The following is a 22,972-nucleotide window of genomic DNA, read 5'->3' on the forward strand; positions in this document are numbered from 1 at the left end:
GCGACTAGTGGCCGTGCCCGTGGCCCGTCGAGTCTTCTTCCGCCGCCGGCTTCTCGACCACTGCACTCTCGGTGGTGAGGATCATCCGCGCGACGGAGGCCGCGTTGACGACCGCGGAGCGGGTGACCTTGACAGGGTCCACCACACCGTCGGCGAGCAGGTCACCGTAGGTCAGTGTCGCGGCATTGAAACCGTGGCCCTTCGGCAGTTCCGCAACCTTGCTGGTCACGACGGAACCGTCGAGGCCTGCATTGTTGGCGATCCAGAACAGGGGAGCCTGCAGGGCCTGGCGGACCACCCTGACACCCGTGGCCTCGTCGCCGGTCAGACCGAGGCCGTCGGCCAGCTCTACGCCGGCCTGGACCAGAGCGGAACCGCCACCGGGGACGATACCCTCCGCGACAGCGGCCTTGGCTGCGTTCACGGCGTCCTCGACGCGGAACTTTCGCTCCTTGAGGTCGGTCTCCGTTGCCGCACCCACCTTGATGATGGCGACACCGCCGGCCAACTTCGCCAGACGCTCTTCGAGCTTCTCGCGATCCCAGTCGGAGTCGGTGTTTTCGATCTCCCGACGTAGTTGCGCGACGCGACCTTCGATGTCCGCGGCGGTGCCCGCACCGTCCACGATCGTGGTCTCGTCCTTGCTGACCACGACGCGGCGCGCGCTACCGAGCAGATCCAGCCCGGCATCCTTCAGCGTAAGGCCCACATCCGAGTTGATGACTGTGCCACCCGTGACGACGGCGAGGTCGTCGAGGAACGCCTTGCGTCGGTCGCCGAAGAACGGCGCCTTGACGGCGACGGTCTTGATGGTCTTGCGGATGGAGTTGACCACCAGCGTCGAGAGCGCCTCTCCCTCGACGTCCTCCGCGATGATGAGGAGCGGCTTGCCGCTCTCGGCAACCTTCTCCAGCAACGGCAGGAAGTCGGGCAGGGAGCTGATCTTCTCGCGGTACAGCAACACGAGAGCGTCCTCGTAGACAGCCTTCTGTGCATCGAGGTCCGTGACGAAGTACGGCGACAGGAAGCCCTTGTCGAACTGGACGCCCTCGGTGATCACGAGTTCGGTCGCGACGGTGGAGGACTCCTCCACCGTGACGACTCCGTCCGTGCCGACGCGAGTGAGAGCCTCGCCGACCAGTTCGCCGATCTCCTCGTCCCGCGAGGACACGGTAGCGACCTGGGCGATGGACTTCTTGCCTGCGACCGGGGTGGCTGCGGCGAGCAATGCCTCGACGACTTTTTCGGCTGCGGCGGTGATACCGACGCCGAGCGCCATCGGGTTCGCACCTGCCGCGATGTTCTTCAGACCGCCCCGCACGATGGCTTGCGCCAGCACGGTAGCCGTCGTCGTGCCATCTCCTGCGACATCGTTGGTCTTGGTGGCGACACTCTTGACGAGCTGCGCGCCGAGATTTTCGAACGGGTCCTCCAGCTCGATCTCCCTTGCGATACTGACACCGTCGTTAGTGACCGTGGGGCCACCGAACGCCTTGGCCAGTACTACGTGGCGGCCACGCGGACCCAAGGTCACCTTGACCGCGTCGGCAAGCTTGTCGACCCCACGCTCGAGTGACCGGCGCGCGGTTTCGTTGAACTCAATCTGCTTGGACATATGTTCTGTCTTCTCCTGGATCTCAGGGTTTTACGCGCGTGAACGCACTCCGCCCCGGGATCCTGTAGGGACTCCGGGGCGGATCACGTATGTCTTACTTAGAGACGACAGCCAGCACGTCACGTGCCGACAGGATCAGGTACTCCTGACCGGCGTACTTGATCTCGGTTCCGCCGTACTTGGAGTAGATGACCGTGTCACCTTCCTTGACGTCGACCGGGATGCGCTTGCCCTGCTCGTTGACGCGGCCTTCGCCGACGGCGACGACGGTGCCCTCCTGGGGCTTCTCCTTGGCCGTGTCGGGGATGACCAGGCCGGAGGCGGTCGTCGTCTCTGCCTCATTGGCCTGGACGAGGATCTTGTCCTCGAGCGGCTTGATGTTCACGCTCGCCACGATGAGCCCTCCACTTTGGGGTATCTCGGTCCGAGGACTTCCTCGGACTCCTGTTTGAGTGTTCCGTTTACGGCACTTCACACAGCCCCGTCGTCGCGGGTGCCGGAGCTCGATCGGCGCCACTTGGCACTCTATACGTGAGAGTGCCAACCCTCAAGGTGGAGGGTAGCGAATCAAGTATTGCGGAATTGTGAACTCTAGGTGAAGCGGGTGTGAATCGAGTATTGCGGAATCTCTAGCCTCTCGAGTATGGTTCCCGCGTGGCTGACATCACTCGACGTTCATTTCTGACTTTCGCTGGGCTCGGAGCGGTAGGGGCGGTGGGATTGGGAACGCGCCCTTGGGGTTTGCAATATGCGGGCGCGCAACCGCTACCCACCTCCGGCGCCGGCACTACCCTCGAAGCGGTGGCCCGCCCGGCCGGTAGCTCCGGATATCGCAAGCTCGAGGCGGGACCGGGCTGGGGGATGATCGTCCGCGACGAGCTCGCCGACGCCCAGACCGGTCGCGAGGACCGGCGCACCGCACTCACCTCCTTCGTACAAGTGACCGACGTCCACATCGTCGACGCCCAGTCCCCCGCTCGCGTCGAATACCTCCATCCCGTCGAAGGCTCCGCCCACCGTCCCCAGGAGACACTCACCACTCAGGGCCTCGCCGCCCTGGTCAGGCGGGTCAACACGCTCGCCGCCGGTCCGCACACCGGGCGCGGCTTCGACGCTGTCGTGTCCACCGGCGACAACACCGACAACAAGGAAACCGTCGAACTGAACTGGTTCCTCACCGCCATGAACGGCGGCACCATCGTCCCCAACACCGGTGATCTCACTACCTACGAAGGCGTGCAGAACTCCGGTGCCGACCTGTACTGGAACCCAGGCTCAGAAATCCGGGACATGTACAAGAGGGTTGGCTTCCCCGATCTACCGGGACTGCTCGACGCCGCGCTCACCACGTTCTCGAGCCCCGGCCTGAACACCCCGTGGTACTGCGTGTTCGGCAATCACGACGATTCGGTACAGGGCACCCTCCCGAACGGCATTTCGCTGCTCGAAGACATGTATACGGGCTCAAAGAAGTTCGAGGTGCCCTCGGCGAAGGAGTCCAGTTCGCTGGGCTCTGCCTCCAGTTCCGGCAGCGCGGGAGACGTGTTCACCGCATTGTCCGCGTTCACCTCGAAGCCGCGGACGGTCACAGCCGATCTCTCCCGAAAGCCATTCACACCGGAAGAATTCATTGCCGAACACCTGAGACCGGAGAACACCGGCCCGGGACCGGTCGGCCACGGTTTCGCACCGGACGCCGGCCAAACCGGGATCGGCTACTACTCCTTCGAGATCGCCCCCGGCGTCATCGGAATCAGCATGGACTCCACCAACCGCGCCGGCTACGTCGACGGCTCGCTCGGCGAGGCACAGTTCAAGTGGATCGAGCAAACCCTGATTGCCGGGAGCAGTCGGTACTACGACACCGACGACTCACCGGTCTCGAATCCAGGCAATGACACGTGGTTCATCCTGTTCAGCCACCACACCAGTGGCAGCATGGACAACCTGAACTCGGATCCGACAGACCCGTCCGAACGCCGGATACCCGGTGCCGAGGTGCTGGACCTGCTGCACCGGTTCCCGAACGTGCTCGCGTGGGTCAACGGCCACACCCATGAGAACAAGATCACCCCATGGCAAGGAAGCACTCCGGATCGGTCGTTCTGGGAGATCAACACGGCATCGCACATCGACTTCCCCCAACTCGGGCGGATCATCGAGGTGGCCGACAACAACGACGGCACTGTTTCCCTCATCGCCACCCTGTTCGAGGCCGACAGTCCCTATTCCGTCGGCTACACCGACCTCTCACCCCTAGGACTGGCGTCGCTGTACCGGGAGTTCTCCTTCAACGACATTCACGCCACTCCAGAACTACGCACCGGAGACGAGGGCGACCGTAACGTCGAACTGTTACTCCCTTCACGTGCCTGAGCCCGCATTCACTGTGGGTGCGAAATTATGCGGCCCGGGTGTCGGGGTGTAACACGCTGTCGAACAAACAGTGATCCACCCCGATCCTTCGGACCGTTCCCGGACTGCGCATGGAGGACTCGAGACGAAGTTTCGACAGTTGGGGACGCTCCGCACACTGCTGCCGCCAACAGCGGGTGCCTGACCGTGCGCCACGGCAGTCGACCGCGCTCACAGCCAGAGCGATGTGATGGGCATCACATGTAGTAGGTATTACAGAAACCGTCGTCGATCGATTAATCCTCACGTACGGTTCCCGCGTGGCTGATATCACTCGACGTTCATTTCTGACTTTCGCTGGGCTCGGAGCGGTAGGGGCGGTGGGATTGGGAACGCGCCCTTGGGGTTTGCAATACGCGGGCGCGACTCCGTTGCCCACCTCCGGCGCCGGCACCACTCTCCAAGCGGTCGCCCGCCCGCAAGGCAGCTCCGGATACCGCAGACTCGAGGCGGGGCCGGGCTGGCAGACGATCGTCCGCGACGAACTCGCCGAGGCAGCGAGCGGCCGCGAAGACCGGCGCACCGCACTGGCCTCCTTCGTGCAACTGACCGACGTCCACATAGTCGACGCCCAGTCCCCCGTTCGCTTCGAATACGTCGAAGGGTTTGCGGGTTCCGCTTACCGCCCCCAGGAGACACTCACCACCCAGGGCCTCGCCGCCCTCGTCAGGCAGGTCAACACGGTCGCCTCCGGTCCGTACACCGGGCGTGCATTCGACGCGGTCGTGACCACCGGCGACAACACCGACAACAAGGAAACCGTCGAACTGGACTGGTTCCTCACAGCCATGAACGGCGGCACCATCACCCCCAACACCGGTGATCCCGACACCTACGAAGGTGTGCAGGACTCCGGTGCAGACCTGTACTGGAACCCCGGGTTGTCGATCCAGGACATATACAAGAAGGCCGGTTTCCCCGACCTGCCGGGACTGCTCGACGCCGCGATCACACCCTTCACCAGCCCCGGCCTGAACACCCCGTGGTACTGCGTGTTCGGCAATCACGACGATTCGGTGCAGGGCACCCTCCCGAACGGCATCACACTGATCGAAGAGATGTACACGGGCTCACGAAAGTTCGAGTTGCCCCCGACGAAGGAGTCGATGTCGGTCGGCTCTGCCGCCAGTTCTGGCCGCGCAGGAGACGTTCTCACCGCATTGTCTGCGGTGACGACGCCGCGACGGACGGTCACGGCCGACCTCTCCCGGAAACCGTTCACACCGGAAGAATTCATTGCCGAACACCTGAAACCGGAGAACACCGGCCCTGGACCGGTCGGCCACGGTTTCAACTCGGACGCCGGTGAGACTGGGATCGGCTACTACACATTCGAGATCGCCCCCGGCGTCATCGGAATCAGCATGGACTCCACCAACCGCGCCGGCACTACCGAGGGCTCGCTCGGCGAGGCACAGTTCCGGTGGATTGAGAAAACCCTCAGGGACGGGAGCAGTCGCTACTACGACACGGACGGCTCACCGGTGGCGGGACAGGGCAGCGACACCTGGTTCATCCTGTTCAGCCACCACACCAGTTGGAGCATGGACGATCTCGAACCGGATCCGACACACCCGTCCGAACGCCGGATCCCGGGTGCCGAGTTGGTGGACCTGCTGCACCGGTTCCCGAATGTACTCGCGTGGGTGAACGGCCACACCCATAGGAACAGGATCAAGCCCTGGGAAGGATCCAGCCCGGATCGGTCGTTCTGGGAGATCAACACGGCGTCGCACATCGACTTCCCCCAACTCGGGCGGATCATCGAGGTGGCCGACAACGCCGACGGCACCGTCTCACTCCTCGCCACTCTCTTCGAGGCCGACAGCCCCTATTCCGTCAATTACACCGACCTCTCACCCCTAGGGTTGGCGTCGCTGTACCGGGAATTCTCCTTCAACGACTCTCCGGATTCCAATAGCAATAGAGAGGGCAAGGCCCGGGACCAGAACGTCGAACTGTTGCTCGAGTCGGGCCGTTCCTGATCCTGGACTCACTGTAAGCGTGCCCGCTCTGCGTGAGCTAACTCCGTCGTCGTCTTGACCAGCCGACGACGGCCACGACTAGTCGGATACCCACCCCGATGGCAATCATGTTGCCGATGATCTGCAGGCTCACGACGGCTCTGGCCGGATCGGTCGACGCGACGATGTCGCCGAACCCGACAGTCGAGAAGACCGTGAGCGAGAAGTACAGTGCCCCCATCCGAGTGAGGGGTTCGGAAAAATACTCGGGAAATCGCTCGGACATCAGCAGATAGGTGGCCGAGAAGCCGAGGAGATACACGGGCAGGATCACGGCAAGCGCTTCGACGCCCTGGAGTACCGGGGCTTCCGAGGTGATGATGCGCTGCAGCTGCCAGGCCGCCACGGCGAGAACGACAATTAGACCGCCGACCAGGAGACCTGGCACAGAAAGGTCGTCGATGGACGTCCAGGGCAGGACGAAGTAAGCCACTACGCAGATGGCCACCATGAACAGCGGGCGAATGACCGCGCGCCACAACAGTCGACGACGCTCACTGTGAGTGAGGTTACGAGAATCACTCGCGCGTCCCATAAGGTTCCTTTGGACAACTATGCAGGTGAGTCGGGCTATCGAGCGCAATCCTCCGCCCCTGGTTCTGAAGCCGGGAGCAATGTCCGCGAATTTTCTGTAACGTTCGGGTAACATTCGCCGATGCAGCGGGTAGGAATTCTCGGCTGAGGTGGACGCTCCGACAGAGACAGCAGGTCACGCGTCGAATATGCAAGGTGGTGTGCGATGGGTTCGTCGTTGGGGATGTCTATCGGTGCAGCAGGCGTCGGTTCTGCCCTCGTCACCACCTCGTCGAACGGTGCGCAGAACGTCGAGTTTCGCTTCCTCTCTGCGGACCAATCGCGTTCCGATCTCAGCCATCTGGTCCGGTCATCGATCTCACTGATGACCACGCAGGTTCCCGTGGCCCCCGCCACCCCCGATGCGGTCGCTGTCGCCTATCGAACCCCCAAACAGGCCCGCGCGATTCGGAACGCCGTCAGCAGACAGCGGCACCGCGTGCATCTCGTACCCGAGGCCGTCGCGGCGCTCTCCTACTTGCGGCACACCGGCCAGGTCGCCCAACACGCCACCGTGGCCATTGCCGACTTCGGCGAGTCCGGACTGTCCGTTGTCGTGGTCGATCAGGTGACCGGCACTGTGCTACACGCCGACCGCACAAGCGATGTCAGTGGCCGCGGAATTGACGACCTCATCTATGGCCACGTAATGGGCAGTCTCCCAACCCCGCATCCATTGCGCTACTTGGACAGGGCCCTGCTCTCGGCTCGATGCCGCGTCGCCAAGGAGCAACTGTCTTCGGAGCCGAGCGCGCATGTGGACGTCGATCTGCAGGGCGTTCGGCCGGTCGAGATCAGCCGTACCAGTTTCGACGAGATCGCCGCACCGACCGTCCATGCCGCCGTCGAGTTCATCCGTGCCACGATCGCCGACTCGGCGCGCCCTCCCGACGCCCTGGCCCTGGTCGGCGGTGTCGCGAACATTCCCACGATCAAAGCCACCGCTACCGATGCCCTCACCATCCAGGTCGTCACGGTGCCCGAACCCGACACCGCGACGGCAAGGGGCGCGGCGCTGCTCGCCGTCTCCTCGACCATCCACGAGTATCCAGCCACCGGATCGAACCGCCCAGTCTCAATCTCGAGAGTATCCGGCACCCTCGCCGGGGCTCTCGTGGTCGGCGCACTCGTTCTCAGCTTCGGTGTCCATGAACTCATACCCCCCGCCGCTCCCAATGTGTTCCCGGTGGGCACCGATATGTTCCAGGCCACCGAACGTCTCGCGACCACGACGAAAGTGCCCACCACTTCTCAGGTTTCGTCCTTCGACCCCCCGCCGACCTCGGAACACTCTCCGGGTGGGGTCGTTCAGCACACATCCAAGCCGGAGATTCGCGATGCTCACGCGCGAGCATTCGATTCGACGACCCAGACCACCACCACGCGGTCGATTCCGATCAATCCGGCGCAACGCCCGGCGCCGCGCATCGAGTGGCCGGCCACTCCGCCCCTTTGGCCACAGGTTCCGGGAGAATCCCCCCTGCGGGAGCTGACAACCTCCGAGCCCGAACCGGCAGTTCCCACCGCATCCCCCGCCACACTTGAGGAACCGCTCCCGATGATTCCGGGATCCGGCACAACCTCGCCGGATCCCGGCGAGACGCAATCTGTCAGCGACGCCGACACAGTCCCCGGCGACGCTCAACCCAGTGTGCGCATGACCCTCCCAATCACGGATGTGGCCACGGAGGCATCGGTCAGCTGAACACCTGGCTGGTCGCGACGGACAGACCGGGATCACTCGCCGTGGTGAGCAGCGAGGGTTCGGCACCGCCCGCGATCAGGTGCGCGCCAAGCGACGCGATCATCACTCCGTTATCGGTGCACAGTCGCGGTTTAGGGATCCGCAGCGTCAGAGCGGCTTCCGCGCAGCGCTCCTCTGCAAGTGCGCGAATGCGCGAGTTCGCCGTGGCACCGCCACCGAGCACCAGTGTGTCCACCCCGACGTCGCGCGCGGCGCGTACCGCTTTCATCGTCAGAACGTCGGCGACGGCTTCCTGGAAGCTCGCCGCGATGTCAGGCACAGACCAGGACTCGCCCGCCCGCTCCTTGGACTCCACGTAGCGTGCGACAGCCGTCTTCAGTCCAGAGAAGGAGAAATCGTGGCGCGCATCCCTCGGCCCGGTCATGCCTCGAGGGAAGGGGATGGCATTCCCGTCGCCCGACTGTGCCGCGGCATCAAGGGCAGGGCCACCGGGGAATCCAAGTCCGAGGAGCCGGGCCACCTTGTCGAAAGCCTCCCCGGCAGCATCGTCGACGGTAGTGCCGAGTTCGGCGATCGGCTCCGCGAGATCCTCGACGTGCAGCAGGTGGGTGTGTCCACCCGAGACGAGCAACGCCACACACGGCGGCATCGGTCCGTGTTCGAGAGTGTCGACTGCAACGTGGCCGCCAAGATGATTCACCGCGTAGAACGGCACGTTCCAGGCCGCCGCATACGCTTTCGCGGCTGCGACACCTACGAGCAGGGCGCCGGCGAGACCGGGGCCAATGGTGACGGCAAGCGCGTCCGGCTTGGAGATCCCGGCGACTGCGAGAGCGCGCCGCATGGTCGGAACGATCGCCTCGAGGTGGGCGCGGGATGCGACCTCAGGTACGACCCCGCCGTAGCGGGCGTGCTGGTCGACGCTGGATGCCACCTCGTCCGCGAGGAGTTCACACGTGCCGTCGCCGTTCCACCGAACGATCCCGACTCCGGTTTCGTCACAAGAGCTTTCGATACCCATGACGATCATTGCACTTGCTCCTCACGCGATCCGGACCGCCGCATCGTGAACGCGTCGGCACCGCTCGGTTGGTAGTACTTCTTACGGGTTCCCACGATCTCGAATCCAACATGTCGGTACAGCGCGATTGCCGCATCGTTATCCGTTCGCACTTCGAGATACACCGGGCCGCCGTGAGCATCGGCCCTTCGGAGGAGTTCGTCCAGGAGAGCGCGGCCGACACCCCGGCGCCGGCATGCCGGATCCGTCCCGATCGTGTGTATCTCGGATTCGGGCTGCGAACTGTTGCCCAACAGTGCGATTCCAGCGTATCCAACGAGTTGACCCACGTCGTCCCGCGCCACCGTGTAGTGCGCGTGCGGGGCGACGAGTTCCGCCCGGAAAGCCTCAGCGCTCCACGGTCCGTCACCAGTGAAAAGAAGTACCTCTAGTTCCGCGCACCGCTCCGCGTCCGCTCCCGCCATTGGTTCGATGCGGAACGTCATTTCTTCCGGTCCGCCAACTCGACCGCATCCGGGCGCCGAAGGTAGAGCGGTACGAGCGGATCAGGCGTCGCGCCACCAAGCAGTGCGTCCGCTGCCACCGAGACAAGACCTGCGGGCGAAGGTGTTTCGACGGGTTCCACCGGAAGATCGAACAAGTCGACATGCGAAGGAGAACCTGCCACCACCTCCGACGGCATGGGCTCGAGTTCGCGCGGCTTCACGACGGCGGGGCCCTCCACCCGCTGCCCTGCCGAGTACCGCGCCCAGTACACCTCGCGGCGGCGGGCATCGGTGACGACGAGCAGGTTTCGATCGCCGTCTACCTGCGCTGCGATGGCATCGAGGCTGCACACTCCGTGGACCGGAATACCCAGTGCGTCCGCGAATGCGGCGGCGGTGGCCATCCCCACCCGCAGACCGGTGAACGGTCCCGGCCCCGTACCGACCACGACCACGTCGAGATCCGCTGCCACGTGACCTGACGCGGTGAGGCACTCCAGGATGTGTGGAGTCAGCACTTCCGCGTGCGCGCGCGGGTTGACCGTCACGCGCACCGCGAGGGTATCCACCGCTCCCACGGTTGCAGAGTCGCCCGAGACGCGGACGACCCCGGCGGTCACGGCAGGCGTGGACGTGTCAATGGCGAGAACAAGCACGGTAATTGAGAGTACTCGCACGCCGGAATCGCTCCCGACACCTGACCCTTCAAGAAGTCCACTCCCAGTGCGCCGTCCGGACATCCATCTCCGGTTCACGGCGCAGGCGCACACGCAGGTGACGATCGGTCAACTGTTCGACGATGCCCTCTCCCCATTCGACGACCACCACTGCGGACGCCAGGTCGGTATCGAGGTCGAGGGCGTCGAGTTCGTCCAGTGCGTGCGGTCCGCTTCCACCCAGTCGGTAGGCGTCCACATGCACCATACCGACCGGCGTGCCCCCGTCTGTTCTTGTCCCCGGCCGATGTTCGCGCGCGATGACGAAGGTGGGGGATGTTACTCGGCCGCGCACCCCGAGTCCCGCTCCAATACCCTTCGTCAGTGCGGTTTTCCCCGCACCGAGGGGTCCGTCGAGTACTACGAGATCACCCGCAACGAGTCCCCTCGCGAGGGTTCGCCCGAACTGTTCGGTATCCGCCGACGTGGGCAACACCACTGTCCCGCTCATGGCGAGCCCACCGTCCTCAGACGACATCGGACTCACGTCGGCGTTCCACCGACGTAGCTGCGCACGGTGCGTCCTCGCACCCCGGTCACCACCTCATAGTGGATGGTGTCGAGTTCGTCGGCCCACGCCTGCGCGGTAGGTTCGCCGAGATCCCCGTTGCCGAAGAACACCGCGGTATCGCCTTCGCTGACTCCGCCGCCATCGGGTCCTAGGTCTACGACCACCTGGTCCATGCAGACGCGGCCGATACCGGGACGGCGCGACGAGCCGAGTTGGACCTCGAATCGACCGCTGAGCGCACGGGGGAGTCCGTCGGCGTATCCGAACGGAAGCAACGCCACCGTCGTGTCGCGGGGTGCCACCCACTGATGCCCGTAGGACACGCCTTCGCCTACCGAAACCTTCTTCACCAGGGCCACCCTCGATCTCAGGGTCATCGCCGGACGCAATCCGTACTGACCAGGAACGGGAGATAAGCCGTATATCGCAATTCCCGGGCGGACCATGTCGAATCGAAGGTCGGGCCGGGTCAGCGTGGCCGCAGAATTGGAGAGATGGACCACTTCGGGGATCAGGCCCTGACGCTTGGCGTCCCCGACAGCACTCACCAAGCGTTCCTGCTGAGAGTCAATGGTGGCATGGTGCAGATCGTCGGCGTGGGCCAGATGCGAGAAGATACCGCGAAGCCGCACCGAACCCTCGGCCTGTGCACGCGCCAGATCGACCAGAACCTGCTCCAATTCGTCGGGTGCCACACCGTTGCGGTTCAGTCCCGTGTCCACCTTGATCGTGACGATCGCCGTGGTCCCGACTCTGTGCGCGCCCGCGACCACTGCGGCGACATGGCGCGGCGAGGACACCCCCAACTCGACCCCTGCCAAGATCGCGGGCGCGAAATCGGCGTCGACGGTGTGCATCCAGGCGAGGACGGGCGCGTCGATTCCCGCTCGTCGCAGTGCAAGTGCCTCCGACACCGTCGTCACCCCGAGTTCCGACGCTCCGGCGGCCAACGCTGCCTTCGCGACGGGCACGGCGCCATGGTTATAGCCGTCCGCCTTCACGACGGCCATCAGAGCGGCGTCGCGGGCGCTTTCGCGCAGAATTCGGACGTTGTGGGCGATCGCAGCCAAATCCACCACCGCTTCCGCCTGCGGCGCAGGCTTCGCCCGGGCTCGGGCTACACGGCCTGTGTGGTGGCCGCGCTCACCCGACGACACTGTTTCAGCGAACCTCATGTGCTCGATCTTCTCATTCACGATAGATCCGACATTCTCTCGGGTGAAATCCCCGCACGCAGGACCCTGATCGATTCCCTGAGGTGCGCGAGCAGCGCCCCGGCCGAGATCGGAGCGGCCCCACGTCCTGCAGAGGGGCCCGCACACTCACCTCGGGCGGCCAGATTCGCAGCCAGTGAGTGTGCGCGCGCGCCCATCGCCGCTGCGCGGTTCGGGGCGATGCCCGCGGCCATCAGTGATCCCACGATCCCGGCGAGCACGTCCCCCGCACCTGCTGTGGCCGACCACGAACTACCGGCCTCGTTGACGAAGACGTGACCACCAGGTTCCGCGATCACCGTGGCCCTGCCCTTGAGTAGCACGTGAGCCTGCCAGTCGGCGGCGAGGGCACGTACCGCCGCCATCCGGTCCGGCCCTGGATCCGTCCCGGTCAGTCGGGCGAACTCGGCGGCATGGGGGGTCAGCAATGTCGGCGCGGTCCGGAAACGCACCAGGTCGGGATCCTCGGCGAGCAAGGTGAGACCGTCCGCGTCGACCAGCACCGGAACGTCCGACTCGAGCACCGTCCGCAGCGTGCGACGACCCGCGTCATCCGTGCCCATGCCCGGTCCCACCGCCCAGCACTGGACGCGCCCCGCTTTCGCGAGGTCGGGGGTCGCGATCACCTCCGGCGAATGCGCGAGCACCTCGCTCGTGCAAGGGCCGACGTAGCGGACCAGTCCGGATGTGGCGGTGACCGCTGCGCCGGTGCACAGGACGCCCGCGCCGGGGTATCCCTCGCTCCCCGCCACCACCCCGACCACACCCTGCGAGTACTTGTCGTCCTCGGCTCCCGGAGTCGGCCACGCCGCGCCCACCTCGGCGGGTTCGAATGCGCTCGTCCCAGCCTCGCCGAGAGACAAGCCGATGGGCACCAACTCCACCCGGCCGCAGTGCGTCGCCCCGAGCACATGGACCGGTTTGAGCGCACCGAAAGCCACGGTGACCGCGGCATGCACGGCAGGACCTTCGACCGCCCCGGTATCCGGGTCCACTCCGCTCGGCAGGTCCACCGAAACAATCGGAACCTCGATCCGGCGGACCAGCGCAGCCGCGTCAGGACGCAACGGACCCTTTCCGGAGAGCCCCACGATCCCGTCGATCACGAGGTCCGGTGGCCCCAGTCCGTCTGTGTGAGCGGCAATCCGCCCCCCGGCGGCCATGAAGGCTGCCAACCCTTCCTTGTGGGCCTTCTCCGGTATCAGCAACACCGCGGAAACTGCGACCGAGCGCTTACGCAGCATCACCCCTGCCCAGAGTGCATCACCGCCATTGTCGCCGGACCCCACCAGTAGCGTGACGACGCGACCCGCGACCCCACCCGTCCGCACCCGCAGTTCGGACGCCACCGTCGACGCGAGCCCGCGCGCTGCGCGCCGCATCAGTGCACCTTCGGGAAGAGACGCCATCAGCGGCGCCTCTGCGGATCGAACCTCGTCAGCGGTGTAGTAGCCCCTCATGGGAACTCCTCATCGAAAAGGGTCGGTACGGGGCTCAGACTACGCTCGACAGCATGCTTGGACGTGGAAAGTCGTGGGTCGCCGGAATAGTTGTCGCCGCCGGTATTTCAACCGCGGGCGTCGTCGCCGGCTGTGGTTCGGGCAATCAGGAGGTCGCCGACTTGCCGGGCAGCCCGGTCGTCGAGGTCGCGAATATGGCCTACGCACCCGCAATGCTCACCATCAGGGCAGGGGAAACCGTCACCTGGAATTTCGACGACAGGGGTGTCACCCATGACGTGACGGGAATCGGCGCCGCGAAGAGTGTGCTGAGGAGTCAGTTGATGCGGACGGGCAGCTACACCCACGCATTCACAGAACCTGGAACCTACGAATACACATGTTCACTGCACCCCGACATGCGGGGCACGGTCGTCGTGACCCAATAGGGTGCGGTCCGTGCCCGCCCCGTAGGTGCCGCCCCGGTAGGCGCTATTCGACGGTGACCGACTTCGCGAGGTTACGCGGCTTGTCGACGTCGTAGCCTCGGGTCTGCGCAACCTCGGCCGCGAAGACCTGCAACGGCACCGTCGACAGCAACGGTTGCAGCAGCGTCGGCGCCGCCGGGATCTCGATCAGGTGGTCGGCGAACGGGCGCACGGCCTCGTCTCCTTCCTCCGCGATCACGACGGTCCGCGCACCCCGGGCCTGAATCTCCCGGATGTTGCTGAGCAGCTTCGAGTGCAGCACCGCCCGGCCCTTCGGCGACGGCATCACGATGATCACCGGCAGACCGTCTTCGATCAATGCGATCGGTCCGTGCTTGAGCTCACCGGCCGCGAACCCCTCGGCATGCATGTACGCCAGCTCCTTGAGCTTGAGCGCACCCTCCAGTGCCACGGGGTAGCCGACGTGACGGCCCAGGAACAACACCGTCGACGACGACGCCAACTCTCGCGCCAGGGCACGCACCGGTTCGACAGTCCCGAGGACCCGGCGGACCAGATCAGGCATCGCCTCGAGGTCTGCGTACTCGCGCGCGACCTCGTCTGGATACTTGGTACCGCGCGCTTGGGCGAGCGCCAGGCCGACCAGGTAGTTCGCTGTGACCTGGGCGAGGAAAGCCTTAGTTGACGCGACACCGATCTCCGGACCTGCTCGGGTGTAGAGGACGGCGTCGGCTTCGCGAGGGATCTGGGCACCATTCGTGTTGCATACCGCCAGGACCCGCGCCTTCTGATCCTTGGCATGGCGCACGGCTTCGAGGGTGTCCGCCGTCTCACCGGACTGAGAGATCGCCACGACCAGCGTGGACCGGTCCAACACCGGGTCGCGGTACCGGAACTCGCTGGCCAGTTCCACCTCGACAGGCAGGCGCGTCCAGTGCTCGATCGCATACTTCGCGAGTAGACCCGAGTGGTAGGCGCTGCCACAGGCGACGACGAAGACTTTATCGACGTCGCGCAGCTCCTGATCCGACAGTCGCTGCTCGTCGAGGACGATTTTCCCGTCCGCGAAGTGACCGAGCAGGGTGTCCGCGACAGCGGCCGGTTGTTCCTCGATCTCCTTGAGCATGAAGTAGTCGTGGCCGCCCTTCTCTGCGGCCGCAAGATCCCAGTCGATGCGGAACGGTCGGCCCTGCGCCTCCGAACCGTCGAAGTTCAGAATCGAGTACCCATCGGCTGTGATCACCACAACCTGATCTTGACCCAGTTCCACCGCGTCGCGGGTGTGCTCGATGAACGCCGCGACGTCGGAACCGAGGAACGTCTCTCCCTTGCCGACACCGATGACCAACGGCGTCGAGCGACGCGCCGCGACGATGGTATCCGGGTGGTCAGCGTGCGCGAAGACAAGAGTGAATGCACCCTCGAGCCTCCGCAGCACGCTCAGCGCGCTCGCGACGAAGTCACCAGCAGTCTCGCCCGCGGCGTACGCGCGGGCGACGAGGTGTACCGCGACCTCGGTGTCGGTGTCGCTGGCGAACTCGACTCCGTCGCGTTCGAGTTCTGCCCGCAGCGGGGCGAAATTCTCGATAATGCCGTTGTGCACCACGGCGACCGTGCCGTTCGCATCACGGTGCGGGTGCGCATTCCGGTCGGTGGGGCGACCGTGCGTCGCCCATCGCGTATGGCCGATCCCCGTACTACCGGTGAAGGCCGGTGCGCCTATCTCGTCGAGTTCGGCCTCGAGATTCGCCAGCCGACCGGCCTTCCGCTCGACCGTCATCCCACGGTTCCCGTCGAGAACGGCAATTCCGGCAGAATCGTATCCGCGGTATTCCATCCGCCGCAAAGCTTCCACCACAACAGTCAGAGCCTGACGGTGGCCGACGTATCCCACGATTCCGCACATGGTTGATCAGGGTACTGCGGCCGTGGGCCGCCGCGAAGTCGGAGTGCGGGCCGCACCGGATGTTCCAGTGGAGACCCCATCGGCTCTCTCGACGACTCAGGGATCGGATAACGTTCTCCTCGTGGCGCCGAATCCGAAGACCCTGGCCCGTGAACTGTCCAAGCGGGGACCGCACCGCGTACTGAGGGGCGACCTCGCCGTGGCGGGACAGCCGGGAGTCGTATACACGCCGGAATCAGGCTTCGACCTGCCCGCCGTCGCATTCGCCCACGGCTGGATGACCGGCGCCGACCACTATCGGAAGACGCTCGAACACCTCGCTTCCTGGGGAATCGTCGTGGCTGCCCCCGACAGCGAACGCGGTCCTCTGCCCTCCCACCTGGGTCTCGCTACAGACCTGAAAGCCACAATCGACATCTGCGTGGGTGTGCGCCTCGGTCCCGGTCAGATCAGCGTGCACCCCGGTCGGGTGGCTCTCGCGGGTCACGGAATGGGTGCGGGAGCGGCTGTCCTCGCCGCCGCCCGGCGGGACGTGTCTGCGGTCGCCGCACTCTTCCCGGCACCGACTGCCCCGAAGGCCGAGAACTATGCGTCCGAGATCACAGCTCCGGCGCTCATCGTCGCCGGCACCGACATCGACACCATGAACAGCAACGCCAAGTCCCTCGCCGCGGCGTGGGGCGGAGAGCAGATCCTCCGCGCCGTCGATGACGCGTCGGATTCCGGTCTCATCGAAGGTCGCCGATTGCTCGGCGCACTCGGGGTCGGTGGCTCCGAGCGGAAGACCCAGCAGACCACACGAGCCCTGTTGACCGGCTTCCTGCTCTATCGCCTTCTCGGAGACAAGAAGTACGAGATGTTCGCGGAGCAAGATGCCGAACTCCCCCACACGACGCTCGTCGATCCGCACGAGGAGCGCGCGGGCGCCGATTTCGAAGGCCTGCGCTCCCACATCTGAAGTAGGTCCGTCGTCGCAACCGGCTACCGCGATCCGATACCCTCGTTCGGCCCTGAGACAGAACTCAGGACTTCACCCACAAGAGCGGGACTTTATGAGCAAGGCCCACAGCGCCATTCGAGCGCTGGCGGCGACGGCGCTCGCTGCGGCGAGCGTTATCGGATTGACCGGTGTCGCGTCGGCACAGGAGGCGCAGCCGCCTGTCCTCCGCCCCGATGTATTCAAGCGGGGCGGCATCTTGGGAGACGATGTCGTCCACTTCCTCAGTAGAGGATGCGGCGGCGTGGTCCATACGAGAATTCAGGACCACCCCGAAGAGCCGGGAATGGCGACCATCACCCTCACCTCTCAGGGAAGAGCCGCCCCGGGCTGCGACGCCACCATGAAGGCGATCTGGGTCGACGGGGTTTTCCCATTCGAGCACGTACAGTATCTCCCGCTCGACGGCGGGGTCGGCCCGCAGGAGCCGGTCAGCTACCAAGTACCCATCGGGGCCGGAGTAAGTCTCATGTCAATCGGCTCTGCCTCACACATCGCCAAGGGCGTGTCCCACTACATCTACATCAGCTAGCCTGAATGCTCGCTCTCTTCGCGGCGATCACACCGCGGGCAGGGTAGGGCGGGGGTCGGGTCAGAACAGCCTGGCCCCGGAGATCGAACCGACATTGCCCAGACCCGCTGCCGTACCAGCGCATTCAACCTGATCGGGAAGTACCTCCGGCTACACCAGCCAGCTACGCGGACGGTAGAATTCGTCATCGTCTTCGACTGGTTCGCGCCTCGGTGCAGAAGACCTCGATACCGACTCTGCCTCGGGTCGGGGAACATGTCGGGGAACATTGGGTCCGGCACGACGGTGATCGGCCGCCACGTCGTCTCTCACCCGGCGTTCGGCGATCCGCTCCCGAAACACCTCCAGGTCGGCTCTCATCTGGGTACGGTGCGCGCGCAACTGTGCGGCACGATCACTCACAGGGGGCCGGCCTCAGCCAACTCGGCGCCGCTGTCGCCTGTTTCCGTGCCGAGCTCAGATTCGGGGATCGGCAACGATTCCCGTAACGGCTGAGGCTCCGAAGACGAGTCGGGAGCCGATTCGTGCTGTGTCACGATCAACGGTTGCGGCGCACCTGCGGGCGCTTCGTCCGGCGCGGGAAGCAGTACCTCCTCCTGCTGGGGTGCACAGACCGCGGGGCTGGCTTCGAGCACCGACTCTGCAGTCGACCCTTCGCCTTGGTCCCCTCCGATGCCGGGATCCTGCGAATCGGGCACCACGTCCGGTGTCGCCTCGGAAGGCACCTCGCTCGCACCGGTTTCCTCCACGATGCGAGGCAGTCCGTCCGGGCCGATCTCGACGCCGAACCTGGACGTTCCGCCCTGCCCGTCAGTCATCTCGAGGTGAATGCCCCGATCGTCCTCGTCGATCGAGAGCGTCCACGACTTTCCGTCGATGATCAACTCGAGATTCTTCTCGCGAACTGCTCCGGCGAGGCCGTCGTGAACCTCTTCTTCGCGTGAATCACCAAGTTCGTCGCGGAGATCTTCGTCGTGCGTCCTAGCGAGCCCCGACACGGCGTCGTCGATCAGCGGGCGAATGATCGAACCGAGTTCGCCCAGACCTGCTGCCAGCCCCTGTCGCACATCGGCGGAATCACCCGAGACGGGTGCAGCTCCGACACCGGGGAACGCGCCCAACCCCGGGAGACCGCCCCAGCCGGGTACGCCACCCGGTGTGGGAGCGAGGCTCGGACCAGTCGGCGCGACCGGCCCCGGCACAACGGACGGGGACGCAGCAGGTGCGGTCGAGGCAGGGGCAGAACCCCCGCCGCCACCGGGCTGACCGGCCTGCGCGGCTGTAGTGCCCGCACACCCGGGATCCGGCGGCGCCGCGATCGGTCCCGGGTGGGGTGCTGGTGCGCTCTCAGCGTTGGGAACTCCGTTGCAGTCGACTATCGGTCCTTGATCAGCGATGCCCTCAGGCCGGATACCCTTCTGCGCCTCGATGGTTCGCGCCTCGGCGATCGCGCTGTCGTAGGCCGCGTCGACTGCTTCGGAACAGTCCTCGCACGCCGCCGCGAATTCCCGCTGCTTCTCCTCGTACACCCACCGGAAATTTGAGGCGAACCAATCCTTGACGATTCCGGCCGCCCGCCGCACGACGTCGTCTCGGTCGAGTCGGCGAAGATTGCCACTGCCGCCGTCCTTGTACAGGCCGTTTATGTGGCGGTAGTCGTCGTCCGCGAGTTCCGGGAACCAGTACGACGCATCTTCCATACAATCTTTCGCACGGGAATTGTCGCCGTCCTTGCCATTGACATAGATGTCGGCGAGGACATCGATTTGCGCGGCGCTGTACCCACCGACGGTGGATTGATGCAGTGACACCACCTTGAATGCCTTACTCGTCACCGCAGCACTCAGTGTCAGGTTGGCCTCGAACAACACCTCGGCGAGACCGTCCAGCCGGGCGAGACCGGCCTCGGCCCTCGCGTTCTGCCGATCCGCCGTCTCCATCGCTGCCGTAGCGGCGATCCCGCTCCACCCCGAGCGCACCGTGGACAGACACTTCTCGTGTTCGCTCAGTTCGGAGCGCCCAGCGTCGAGACTGCGGCCGAGGATGTCGAGGTCGTGGCCGAGTGACTGCAGGCGCATCCCCCGCTCGGCGTCGAACCGGGCGTAGTAGTCGGTGAGCAACCTGCTCTCGTACCCCAGCTTTCTTGCCGCCGGAAGGAACAGTTCGAACAACTCGAGACCGCGCGCGCCCAGGTCGAGCATGTCATCGGGCTCATTCAGGGAATCCGGACGAATCCGCTCCTCCAACTCGAGGCGCGATGCGTTCGCTTTCTGCGCGTCGTCTCCGTCCCGAAGGAGTTTGGTGTAGCGCTGATCGGCGGCCGGCGTCTGGTCACGCTCACCGAGCCGGTACTCGTCCAGATAGGGCTGCCACGAAGCCTCATCGCCCTGACGTGCGGCCGCCCATGCCCGCAGGAGCTGCACCTTGTACTCGCGGCTCAGGTTCGGATCGTCGATCAACGCCCTCGGATCGGTACTCACCATCGCACCTCGCCGATGTTCGCGGAGAAGTTCGTGTCCGTTCCCGAGTACCGCGCCGCGGCTGCCTCGAGCGCGCGGCCGACCGACTCGGCGTCCGCGGCCCATTCCCCGAAGACAACTCCCACGACACCGAGTGCGTCGCGCAAAGCCTCGCCCTTAGCGGCATAGTCGCGACCCGCCTGCGCCCCGCAGAACTCGAGTCGATCGAGATCGATCGTCTGCTGTCTCAGAACCTCCGCGGACCGCACCATTCTCGCCCCGGCGTTAATCACCGCCGTGACATCCACCTCGAGTCCATCGCTCATTGCCCCACCCTCCCTCGGCGACCTACTGCATTAGACGCGACAGCGCATCGATCGGTTCCCCTGTCCGACCGGCGCCCCGTGATCGATTACACCGCGACCGACTACACCGCGACCGACTACACCGTGACTGATTACACGGAGACTGATTACACGGAGGCGACGGTGCCTGCCAGTTCGTCGGCAAGTTTTCGAGCAATGTCGAAGTCCGAGGCCTCGACCATCACGCGTACGAGTTGTTCAGTGCCCGACGGGCGCAGCAGTACCCGGCCGTTCTCTCCGAGGCTTCGTTCGGCCGCAGCTACCGCCTGCAGCACGGCCGAAGACCCGGCGACGGCCCGCTTGTCAGCGACCTTCACGTTCACCAGGACCTGCGGAAGCGTCTTCATCGCAGACGCGAGTTCCGCGATCGGCTGTCCGGTCTGCGCCATCCGCCCCATCAGTAGCAGTCCCGTCAGGACCCCGTCGCCGGTCGTGCCGAACGCGGGGAGCACGACGTGGCCCGACTGCTCCCCGCCCAGGCTGAAGCCACCGGATCGGAGTCCTTCGAGGACGTAACGGTCACCGACGGCGGTCGTAACGAGTGAGATCCCGGCCTCGCGCATTGCGATGTGCAGGCCGAGGTTGCTCATGACGGTCGCGACGAGAGTGTTGTCGACCAATTCCCCCGCGTCACGCATGCCCAGCGCGAGCACCGTCATGATCGCGTCTCCGTCGATCAGCGAGCCGCTCGCATCAACCGCGAGGCATCGATCGGCGTCTCCGTCGTGCGCGAGTCCGAGATCGGCGGCGTGATCGAGAACTGCCTTCTGTAAGCCCTCGATGTGCGTGGACCCGCAGCTATCGTTGATGTTGAGTCCGTCGGGTTCGGCATTGATCGCGACCACGGTGGCGCCGGCAGCCCGGTAGGCGGCGGGAGCCACACCGGACGCGGCACCGTGCGCGCAGTCCACAACCACGGTCAGGCCCGCGAGGCTGCACTCGAGTGCTGTGGCCAAGTGCCGCAGATACCTGTCGGCAGCGTCCGGCACGGTGTGAACGCGTCCGATGCCGACACCGGTCGGTGCTCGTCGGGTCAAAGTTCCGGCGGCAACCGCCTCGATCCGGTCTTCCACTTCGTCGTCGAGTTTGTGTCCCCCCTCCGCGAAGATCTTGATGCCGTTGTCCGGCATCGGATTGTGCGAGGCGGAGATCATGACACCGAGGGCCGACTCCAACTCAGCGGTCAGGAAGGCCACGGCAGGCGTCGGCAGCACCCCGACGTTCAGAACGTCCACCCCAGCAGATGTCAACCCTGCGATGACGGCTGCCTCGAGCATCTCGCCGCTGGCCCGGGGATCCCGCCCGACCACAGCTGTCCGGCGGGCCGACCCCGGCGCCAAGACTGTCGCGGCGGCGACGGACAGCTGCAATGCCAGCTCGGCGGTCAGCTCGGTATTCGCCAGACCGCGAACCCCATCCGTCCCGAACAACCGACCCATAGACCAGACCCCTCGCATCTTGGAAATCCACTACATCTCGGATAACGCCCGAGAGCAGGCGTCCGGTAACCATGGACGCCTGCTCTCGGGAAGAACAGGTGCCGAGGCCGACCTCGCGGGCCGACCTCGGCGGCACATCAGCGCTTTGAGTACTGAGATGCCTTGCGGGCCTTCTTCAGACCGTACTTCTTGCGCTCAACGGCGCGGGCGTCACGCGTGAGGAATCCGGCGGCCTTGAGGGCGGGGCGGTCCTCCGGCGTGACCTCGATGAGCGCGCGGGCGATGGCCAGGCGCAGGGCGCCGGCCTGTCCGGACGGTCCGCCACCGTGCAGCAGTGCGACGATGTCGAAGGACTCTGCCCGCTCGACCGTGACCAGCGGAGCCTTGATCAGCTGCTGGTGCACCTTGTTCGGGAAGTAGTCCTCGATCGTGCGGCCGTTGAGCTTGAAGTCTCCCGAACCGGGGGTCATACGGACGCGGACGACCGCTTCCTTACGGCGACCGACGGTCTGGATGGCCCGATCGATCACGATCGGGGCTTGCGAAGCAGTCGCGACCTCGATGTCCTCTGCGACCTCAACGGACACGTACTCGTCCGCCGCGACCTCGACAGCCTCGGTGATCTCTTCGGGGTTGGACACGTTCTGCTCCTCCGGCGCCGTCACTGGGCCACCTGCTTGATCTCGAATGGCGCCGGCTGCTGCGCGGCGTGGGGGTGGTTCGGGCCCGCGTAGACCTTCAGCTTGCTGCTCATGGCGCGGCCCAGCTTGGTCTTGGGGAGCATGCCGACGATGGCCTTCTCCACGAGGCGGTCGGGGTTCTTGTCGAGAACCTCACCGACTGAGCGGGACTTCAGACCACCGGGGAATCCGGAGTGGTGGTACAGGAACTTGCCGTCGCGCTTGTTGCCGCTGATGGCAACCTTGTCTGCGTTGATGATGACGACGAAGTCGCCACCGTCGATGTGCGGTGCATAGGTGGGCTTGTGCTTGCCGCGCAGCAAGTTGGCTGCCTGGACGGCAAGGCGGCCGAGCACCACGTCAGTGGCGTCGATGACGTGCCACGTGTGGGTCACATCTCCGGCCTTCGGGGTGTACGTAGACACAG

21 protein-coding genes are annotated in these 22,972 nt (G+C 65.2%); 6 read left to right on the top strand and 15 right to left on the bottom strand.

Annotated features, from left to right (window positions below):
- Positions 1–4: 4 nt before the first annotated feature.
- Positions 5–1,615: a chaperonin GroEL gene (gene groL / locus RM2_RS02750; RefSeq protein ID WP_072687316.1), complete on the bottom strand. Its 1,611-nt coding sequence runs from the start codon at positions 1,613–1,615 to the stop codon at positions 5–7.
- Positions 1,616–1,709: 94 nt separating this feature from the next.
- On the bottom strand, positions 1,710–2,009 hold the full coding sequence (gene groES, locus RM2_RS02755) for a co-chaperone GroES (RefSeq protein ID WP_072687317.1): 300 nt from the start codon (positions 2,007–2,009) through the stop codon (positions 1,710–1,712).
- Positions 2,010–2,269: 260 nt separating this feature from the next.
- Here groES and RM2_RS02760 point away from each other — a divergent pair, with 260 nt between their 5' ends.
- A complete protein-coding gene (locus RM2_RS02760) occupies positions 2,270–3,991 on the top strand; it encodes a TIGR03767 family metallophosphoesterase (protein WP_072687318.1) in 1,722 nt (573 codons plus the stop codon).
- Between the two features lie 299 nt (positions 3,992–4,290).
- Positions 4,291–6,015 (top strand): TIGR03767 family metallophosphoesterase, encoded by a 1,725-nt coding sequence (locus RM2_RS02765; RefSeq protein ID WP_072687319.1) that lies wholly within the window; start codon positions 4,291–4,293, stop codon positions 6,013–6,015.
- Positions 6,016–6,052: 37 nt separating this feature from the next.
- Here the strand turns inward: RM2_RS02765 and RM2_RS02770 are convergent, their stop codons facing one another.
- Positions 6,053–6,589 carry a potassium channel family protein gene (locus RM2_RS02770; protein ID WP_072687320.1) on the bottom strand — a complete coding sequence of 179 codons (537 nt, stop codon included), beginning with the start codon at positions 6,587–6,589 and terminating at the stop codon, positions 6,053–6,055.
- 204 nt (positions 6,590–6,793) lie between these two features.
- On the opposite strand from RM2_RS02770, the gene RM2_RS02775 reads away from it, so the two are divergent.
- On the top strand, positions 6,794–8,332 hold the full coding sequence (locus RM2_RS02775; protein ID WP_072687321.1) for a DUF7159 family protein: 1,539 nt from the start codon (positions 6,794–6,796) through the stop codon (positions 8,330–8,332).
- Here RM2_RS02775 and tsaD read toward each other — a convergent pair.
- Genes tsaD through RM2_RS02805 form a run of 6 tightly spaced genes read right to left on the bottom strand, consistent with a single transcriptional unit; the run spans position 8,325 to position 13,739 of the window.
- The gene (gene tsaD / locus RM2_RS02780) at positions 8,325–9,362 is read right to left on the bottom strand and encodes a tRNA (adenosine(37)-N6)-threonylcarbamoyltransferase complex transferase subunit TsaD (protein WP_072687322.1); all 1,038 of its coding nucleotides are present in this window, start codon (positions 9,360–9,362) and stop codon (positions 8,325–8,327) included. The two genes, RM2_RS02775 and tsaD, sit on opposite strands and share 8 nt — an antisense overlap.
- Positions 9,359–9,838 carry a ribosomal protein S18-alanine N-acetyltransferase gene (rimI, locus tag RM2_RS02785; RefSeq protein WP_072687323.1) on the bottom strand — a complete coding sequence of 160 codons (480 nt, stop codon included), beginning with the start codon at positions 9,836–9,838 and terminating at the stop codon, positions 9,359–9,361. The genes tsaD and rimI overlap by 4 nt, the downstream gene beginning before the upstream one ends.
- A complete protein-coding gene (tsaB, locus tag RM2_RS02790; RefSeq protein ID WP_072687470.1) occupies positions 9,835–10,494 on the bottom strand; it encodes a tRNA (adenosine(37)-N6)-threonylcarbamoyltransferase complex dimerization subunit type 1 TsaB in 660 nt (219 codons plus the stop codon). The genes rimI and tsaB overlap by 4 nt, the downstream gene beginning before the upstream one ends.
- Positions 10,495–10,543: 49 nt before the next feature.
- Positions 10,544–11,032 (bottom strand): tRNA (adenosine(37)-N6)-threonylcarbamoyltransferase complex ATPase subunit type 1 TsaE, encoded by a 489-nt coding sequence (gene tsaE / locus RM2_RS02795; protein ID WP_072687472.1) that lies wholly within the window; start codon positions 11,030–11,032, stop codon positions 10,544–10,546.
- 5 nt (positions 11,033–11,037) lie between these two features.
- Positions 11,038–12,240, bottom strand: coding sequence for an alanine racemase (gene alr / locus RM2_RS02800; RefSeq protein ID WP_072687471.1), 1,203 nt, complete (start codon positions 12,238–12,240; stop codon positions 11,038–11,040).
- A gap of 17 nt (positions 12,241–12,257) precedes the next feature.
- Positions 12,258–13,739, bottom strand: coding sequence for an NAD(P)H-hydrate dehydratase (locus RM2_RS02805; protein WP_072687324.1), 1,482 nt, complete (start codon positions 13,737–13,739; stop codon positions 12,258–12,260).
- Between the two features lie 53 nt (positions 13,740–13,792).
- On the opposite strand from RM2_RS02805, the gene RM2_RS02810 reads away from it, so the two are divergent.
- Entirely contained in the window at positions 13,793–14,167 is a 375-nt protein-coding gene (locus RM2_RS02810; RefSeq protein WP_072687325.1) for a cupredoxin domain-containing protein, read from the top strand.
- 43 nt (positions 14,168–14,210) lie between these two features.
- On the opposite strand, the gene glmS is transcribed toward RM2_RS02810, so the two are convergent.
- Entirely contained in the window at positions 14,211–16,073 is a 1,863-nt protein-coding gene (gene glmS / locus RM2_RS02815; protein WP_072687326.1) for a glutamine--fructose-6-phosphate transaminase (isomerizing), read from the bottom strand.
- A 121-nt stretch (positions 16,074–16,194) separates the two neighbouring features.
- On the opposite strand from glmS, the gene RM2_RS02820 reads away from it, so the two are divergent.
- Both RM2_RS02820 and RM2_RS02825 read left to right on the top strand, forming a co-directional pair.
- A complete protein-coding gene (locus RM2_RS02820) occupies positions 16,195–17,031 on the top strand; it encodes a dienelactone hydrolase family protein (RefSeq protein ID WP_072687473.1) in 837 nt (278 codons plus the stop codon).
- 94 nt (positions 17,032–17,125) lie between these two features.
- Positions 17,126–17,602, top strand: coding sequence for a hypothetical protein (locus tag RM2_RS02825; RefSeq protein WP_072687327.1), 477 nt, complete (start codon positions 17,126–17,128; stop codon positions 17,600–17,602).
- A gap of 398 nt (positions 17,603–18,000) precedes the next feature.
- On the opposite strand, the gene RM2_RS02835 is transcribed toward RM2_RS02825, so the two are convergent.
- The 5 genes from RM2_RS02835 to rplM all read right to left on the bottom strand — a co-directional run bounded on the left by RM2_RS02835 (position 18,001) and on the right by rplM (position 22,970).
- Positions 18,001–20,085, bottom strand: a complete 2,085-nt coding sequence (locus RM2_RS02835) for an ICP22 family protein (RefSeq protein ID WP_072687328.1) — start codon at positions 20,083–20,085, stop codon at positions 18,001–18,003.
- A complete protein-coding gene (locus RM2_RS02840; RefSeq protein WP_072687329.1) occupies positions 20,079–20,387 on the bottom strand; it encodes a hypothetical protein in 309 nt (102 codons plus the stop codon). The genes RM2_RS02835 and RM2_RS02840 overlap by 7 nt, the downstream gene beginning before the upstream one ends.
- Positions 20,388–20,533: 146 nt before the next feature.
- Positions 20,534–21,865, bottom strand: coding sequence for a phosphoglucosamine mutase (glmM, locus tag RM2_RS02845; protein WP_072687330.1), 1,332 nt, complete (start codon positions 21,863–21,865; stop codon positions 20,534–20,536).
- Positions 21,866–22,002: 137 nt separating this feature from the next.
- On the bottom strand, positions 22,003–22,530 hold the full coding sequence (gene rpsI, locus RM2_RS02855; protein ID WP_072687332.1) for a 30S ribosomal protein S9: 528 nt from the start codon (positions 22,528–22,530) through the stop codon (positions 22,003–22,005).
- Positions 22,527–22,970 (bottom strand): 50S ribosomal protein L13, encoded by a 444-nt coding sequence (gene rplM, locus RM2_RS02860; protein WP_072687333.1) that lies wholly within the window; start codon positions 22,968–22,970, stop codon positions 22,527–22,529. Before rplM ends, rpsI begins: the two co-directional genes overlap by 4 nt.
- Between the last annotated feature and the right edge of the window lie 2 nt (positions 22,971–22,972).

Origin of the sequence: Rhodococcus marinonascens NBRC 14363, assembly GCF_001894885.1 — a bacterium.
Taxonomy (GTDB): domain Bacteria; phylum Actinomycetota; class Actinomycetes; order Mycobacteriales; family Mycobacteriaceae; genus Rhodococcus_F; species Rhodococcus_F marinonascens.